We start from the raw sequence: 6,070 nt of genomic DNA, 5'->3' as shown, positions 1-6,070 counted from the left end.
GCCAGGATCAAACTCTCCATAAAAGAAATTTGATTAGCTCAAATTGTTTTGCTGGCATCAATTTTGATGTCCAAAATTTTGTTTCGTTCACTAACGAAGTTAGCTAATAAAAACTATATTGATTACGTTTTGCTTGTTCAGTTTTCAAGGTTCATTTTGTTGCGTTTTGTGTGTCACCTCTTGGCGACTCATTAATAATATCAAGTTTCATAATCTATGTCAACAGTTTCTCTAAAAAAATTAAAATAGTTTTTAATAACATTAATTCACTCTTATTTTATAGCAAGTTAATAAGGCAATCAGAACCTTAATGACTGCCTTATTAATACTTTGTTCACGCTATTCATTTGTAATTATTCGTGAAATATAAAAAGTACGATTTTTACCTAAATCAAAAATCTCACCAGTAATACTTAATTTAACTATTGGGCGAGTTGGAGCATATTTGTTAACAAACATTACTTCCCCGCGCTCTAAATTTGAAAGCTCAATAATTGTACCAATAGGTAGGTCTGCCACTAAATCAATCAGTGCTCTTACTACTTTAATATCAAACTTTCCAAACTCCGACTCGTTAATCATTTCTATAACTTTAAACGAAGATTGTTTAGATCGATAGATACGCTCACATGTCATAGCATGAAAAACATCCGCAACAGCAATAATTTGTGCGAAGATAGATATATTAGCGATTTTCTCACCTTTAGGATAGCCGCTTCCGTTTAAGCGCTCATGATGCTGGAAAATAGCTTCTTTTATTGTATCTTTTAAGATTGTTAAATCCTTTATCATGTTGTAGCTATATATAGGATGTTTATAAATCTCTGAAAATTCTTGTTCGGTTAAAGTCGTTTTTTTATCTCGAATACGCGGATGAATTTTAGCCATTCCGCAATCTGCTAATAAACCGCCAATTGCAATTTGAATCGTTAACCCTTTATCATAACCTAATTTTTGAGCAATAACGGAAGATATCAAAGCTGTACCTACACAATGATGATATAAATAATCTTTAGGGTTAGAATACTCGTTTAAGTTAAAAATTATAGTACGATCTTCTAATACCATATCCAGTAAAGGCAAAATAATTGTACGAGCTTTTGTAATATCTACCTTTGCACCAGCCTCCCAATTTTTGAACTCCCTTTTAAATTGTTCCACAGAATTGTCGTATACTCTTTTAAAGGTTGGGATAGCTTCCGGTTGTATAGCTACATCTATTTCTTTTTCGGTTTCTACTAAAACATCCTTTACATTATCTTTATATACAGGCGCTCTTGAAATATTAAATGCACTAAAAACTTGTAAATGTTCATGGGATACTACTGTATCTTTAAAGATAATAGGATATTGTGTATTAGCAAAAATATCTTCAGAAATAACTTTTCCTAAACGTAATTCTGAAATTGGGACATGTACCGTTTCCACGAAATTAAACACCTCTTTACTATTTCACTTACTTAAACTAAGGTCTATTAATATATTATCACGAATTTCAAAATTATTACTTATTTTTCATGATATATAATAAAAACCGATGAGCAGCAACAAACGCTGTCGTCATCGGCCATTTTTTTATTCTTCTATTTGTTCATTTTCATCTTCGTCGGACGCATCTTCGTCTTCTTTTTCCACTTTTGCTACAGTAGCAACCAGTTCGTCATCTCCTAAACGAATTAAACGAACTCCTTGAGTACTACGACCGATTAATGAAATATCATTTACATCCATACGTATAAGCATTCCGTTGATTGTAATAAGCATTAAATCTTCAGAACCATCGACAGTTTTAACAGCTACCATAGGGCCATTTTTGTCGGTAATTTGAATTGTTTTTAAACCAACGCCACCGCGACTCTGTAAACGATACTCCTCTTCGGTTGTACGTTTACCATAACCTTTTGCGGTAACAACTAAAATTTCTTGTCCCGGTTCAACGATTTCCATTCCAACTACTTCATCACCGTCACGTAGTTTAATACCGCGGACACCGCCTGCTGTACGACCCATTGATCGAATATCATCTTCTTGGAAACGAACAAGCATGCCGTCACGTGTACCTATAATAACTTGCTTTATACCATCCGTTAAACGAACAGCAATTAAATCATCATCTTCACGTAAACTAATAGCAATTAAGCCATTTGTACGAATATTAGCAAATTGCGATACTGGTGTACGCTTCGTAATACCTGTTTTCGTCGTAAAGATAAAATAAGCATCCTTATCAAATGAATCAACACGAATCATTGCAGTGACTTTTTCACCTTTATCGATGTTGAGTAAGTTAACGATAGGTAAACCTTTTGCTGTACGTCCATACTCAGGAATTTCGTAACCTTTTGCACGGAATACTTTCCCCTTAGATGTGAAGAATAAAATAGTATCATGCGTAGATGTATTCATAAGGTGTTCTACGAAGTCATCATCGTTTGTACCCATTCCTTGCACACCACGACCACCACGCTTTTGACTGCGGTATGTATTGGCAGCTAAGCGCTTAATATAACCATTATGCGTTAAAGTAACAACTGAATTTTCTACAGGAATTAAATCCTCGTCTTCAATCATTTCCATACCGCCAGATGTAATTTCTGTACGACGGGCATCATTGAAGCGCTCTTTAAGTTCTAATATTTCAGTACGAATAATCTCAACAATTTTAGCTTCGTCAGCTAGGATTGCTTTTAATTCCGCAATTAGCACTTGTAACTCTTGATATTCTGCTTCAATTTTTTCTCGTTCTAATCCACTCAAACGAACTAAGCGCATATCCAAAATTGCTTGCGCCTGACGTTCAGATAAATTAAATCGTTCCATTAATTGAGGCTTTGCTTCTTCACCGCTACGAGAACCACGAATAATCGCAATAATTTCGTCGATATGGTCAAGTGCAATACGTAAGCCCTCTAAAATGTGTGCACGATCTTCCGCTTTCTTTAAGTCAAATTCAGTACGGCGTCGAATAATGACTTTTTGATGCTCTAAATAATGATACAGCATCTCTTTTATGCCCATTACTTTTGGTTGACCATTTACTAACGACAGCATATTAACACCAAAGCTTGATTGCATCGCTGTTTGTTTATATAGATTATTTAAGACTACATTCGCATTTGCATCTTTTCGTATTTCAATAACTACTCGCATACCACGGCGGTCAGATTCATCACGTAAATTTGTAATGCCATCGATTTTTTTATCGCGTACGAGCTCAGCAATCTTTTCGATTAGTTTTGCTTTATTTACTTGGTAAGGTAATTCATGAATTAGAATTGTTTCCTTACCATTTGATTTTTGTTCGATTTCTACTTTAGCTCGAATAATAATTGAGCCACGGCCGCTTTCGTAAGCACGGCGAATACCACTACGTCCTAAAATTATTCCACCCGTTGGGAAATCCGGACCTGGAATGATTTCCATCAATTCTTCGGTTGTAATCGCAGGATTTTCAGATAGTGCTAATACCCCATCAATCGTTTCTCCAAGATTATGTGGTGGAATGTTTGTTGCCATACCAACGGCAATCCCTGCCGCACCATTTACTAATAAGTTTGGATAGCGACTTGGTAAAACAACTGGCTCTTTTTCAGAGCCATCATAGTTATCCGTATAGTCAATTGTATTTTTATTAATGTCACGAAGCATTTCCATCGCAATGCGGGACATACGTGATTCTGTATAACGCATCGCCGCAGCTCCGTCGCCATCGACAGAACCAAAGTTCCCGTGACCATCAACTAGCATGTAACGATAACTAAAATCTTGCGCCATACGTACCATTGCATCATAAATAGAGGAGTCACCATGTGGATGGTACTTACCCATTACATCCCCAACGATACGTGCTGATTTTTTATACGCTTTATCTGCTGTATTACCTAACTCTTGCATACCGTATAAAATACGACGATGAACTGGTTTTAATCCATCCCGCACATCTGGTAATGCACGCGAAACGATTACACTCATAGCATAATCGAGGAAAGATGTTTCTATTTCTTCTGTTATATTAACTCCTTTTACTCCGGAGCGTTCTTGTTCTGACAAAGTGTAGACCTCCCCTCAAGAAAAATTAAATATCTAAATTAGCGTATACTGCATTTTCTTCAATGAATTGACGACGAGGTTCTACTTCATCGCCCATTAAGCGTTCGAAAGCTTCATTTGCTTTAATTGCATCATCTAATTCTACTTGTAACAATGTGCGATGCTCTGGATCCATCGTTGTATCCCACAGCTGCTCAGCGTTCATTTCCCCAAGACCTTTATAGCGTTGAACAACTGGCTTAGGCATACTTGATAATCTTCCTAAAATCTCTTGTAGCGTAGTATCATCATAGCAATATTCAACATGCTTACCTTGCTTCACTTGATATAGTGGTGGCTGTGCAATATAAATATAGCCAGCATCTACTAGCGGTCTTAGGAAACGGAAGAAGAATGTTAATAGTAGCGTACGGATATGCGCACCATCTACGTCGGCATCCGTCATAATAATGATTTTATGATAACGGGCTTTTTCTAAATTAAATTCCTCACCAATACCAGTACCGAATGCTGTAATCATTGCTCGAATTTCTGCATTCGATAAAATTTTATCTAATCGTGCCTTTTCAACGTTCAAAATTTTACCACGCAAAGGTAAAATCGCTTGGAAATGACGGTCACGTCCAGATTTTGCTGAACCACCGGCAGAGTCACCCTCTACAATGTAAATTTCACATTCTGCAGGATTTGTAGAAGAACAGTCCGCAAGTTTACCAGGCAAACTTGATACTTCAAGCGCTGATTTACGGCGTGTAAATTCACGAGCCTTTTTCGCTGCGACACGTGCGCGAGCAGCCATTAAGCCTTTATCAATAATTTTACGTGCAACAGTTGGATTTTCTAACATAAAACGTTCAAAACCATCTGAGAATAATGCATTCGTAATTTGGCTTACTTCTGAGTTACCAAGCTTCGTTTTTGTTTGTCCTTCAAATTGTGGATCAGGATGCTTAATAGATACAATAGCTGTTAACCCTTCTCGAACATCTTCACCTGTAAGGTTGGCATCAGCTTCTTTTAATAAACCATTTTTACGTGCGTAATCATTGATAACACGAGTAAGTGCTGTTTTAAAGCCAGACTCATGTGTACCACCCTCGTACGTATTGATGTTATTAGCGAATGAGAAAATATTCGAAGAAAAGCCTGCATTATATTGCATTGCAATTTCAATAGAAATTCCATCTTTTTCACCAAGAACATCGATTGGTTCATGAATAGGCTCTTTAGATTTATTTAAGTGCTCTACATAAGAACGAATACCACCCTCATAATGATATGTAGTAGAACGTATCTCATCTTCACGCTCATCTGCAATTGTAATTCGGATACCGCGATTCAAGTACGCTAGTTCGCGAATACGGTGTGCTAAAATATCGAATTCATAAGCGGTTGTTTCTTTGAAAATTTCTGGGTCTGCTTTGAAACGAGTAGTTGTTCCGTTATGATCTGTTTCGCCAATAACAGTCAATTCCTGTTTAGTTTGGCCACGTTCGAATTTTATTTCATGAATATGTCCTTCACGGTGAACTTGGACAATTGTCTCGATTGATAAAGCATTTACAACCGACGCCCCTACACCATGAAGACCACCAGATACTTTGTAACCTCCACCGCCGAATTTACCTCCGGCATGGAGCACTGTCATAATTACTTCGACAGCTGGTTTACCCATTTTTTCTTGAATACTAACAGGAATTCCTCGCCCATTATCTTCTACACGAATCCAGTTATCTTTTTCAATCGTAACTGAGATGTCAGTACAAAATCCTGCAAGTGCTTCATCAATACTATTATCAACAATTTCCCACACCAAATGGTGAAGTCCTTTAGAGCTTGTTGAACCGATATACATTCCTGGTCTTTTACGAACCGCTTCTAAACCTTCTAATACCTGTATCTGATCGGCTTCATACGCTTGATCTTGTAAACCTTCGTTTTCTATAGCCACGGCTTCCATCTACTCCTTCATAACATCATTGTGTGTAAATGAATGAACAGTCAACCGAGCTGACTATTA

General features: G+C 37.0%; 3 protein-coding genes. All 3 read right to left on the bottom strand.

What is annotated here, in order from left to right:
- Positions 1-339 precede the first annotated feature (339 nt).
- Entirely contained in the window at positions 340-1,428 is a 1,089-nt protein-coding gene (locus tag ACQKNX_RS19010; protein WP_427430199.1) for an HD-GYP domain-containing protein, read from the bottom strand.
- 147 nt (positions 1,429-1,575) lie between these two features.
- On the bottom strand, positions 1,576-4,050 hold the full coding sequence (gene gyrA / locus ACQKNX_RS19005) for a DNA gyrase subunit A (RefSeq protein WP_427430198.1): 2,475 nt from the start codon (positions 4,048-4,050) through the stop codon (positions 1,576-1,578).
- Between the two features lie 25 nt (positions 4,051-4,075).
- A complete protein-coding gene (gyrB, locus tag ACQKNX_RS19000; protein WP_427430197.1) occupies positions 4,076-6,010 on the bottom strand; it encodes a DNA topoisomerase (ATP-hydrolyzing) subunit B in 1,935 nt (644 codons plus the stop codon).
- Between the last annotated feature and the right edge of the window lie 60 nt (positions 6,011-6,070).

This window comes from Lysinibacillus sp. NPDC093712 (genome assembly GCF_050280025.1).
Classification (GTDB): Bacteria; Bacillota; Bacilli; order Bacillales_A; family Planococcaceae; genus Lysinibacillus.
The sequence above is the reverse complement of the archived record's forward strand: the minus strand, read 5'-3'. Positions and strand labels throughout refer to the sequence as shown.

What these genes read in the sequence shown, in the direction of transcription:
- gyrB (WP_427430197.1), bottom strand. Translation starts at nt 6,010, where the DNA reads ATGGAAGCCGTGGCTATAGAAAACGAAGGTTTACAAGATCAAGCGTAT.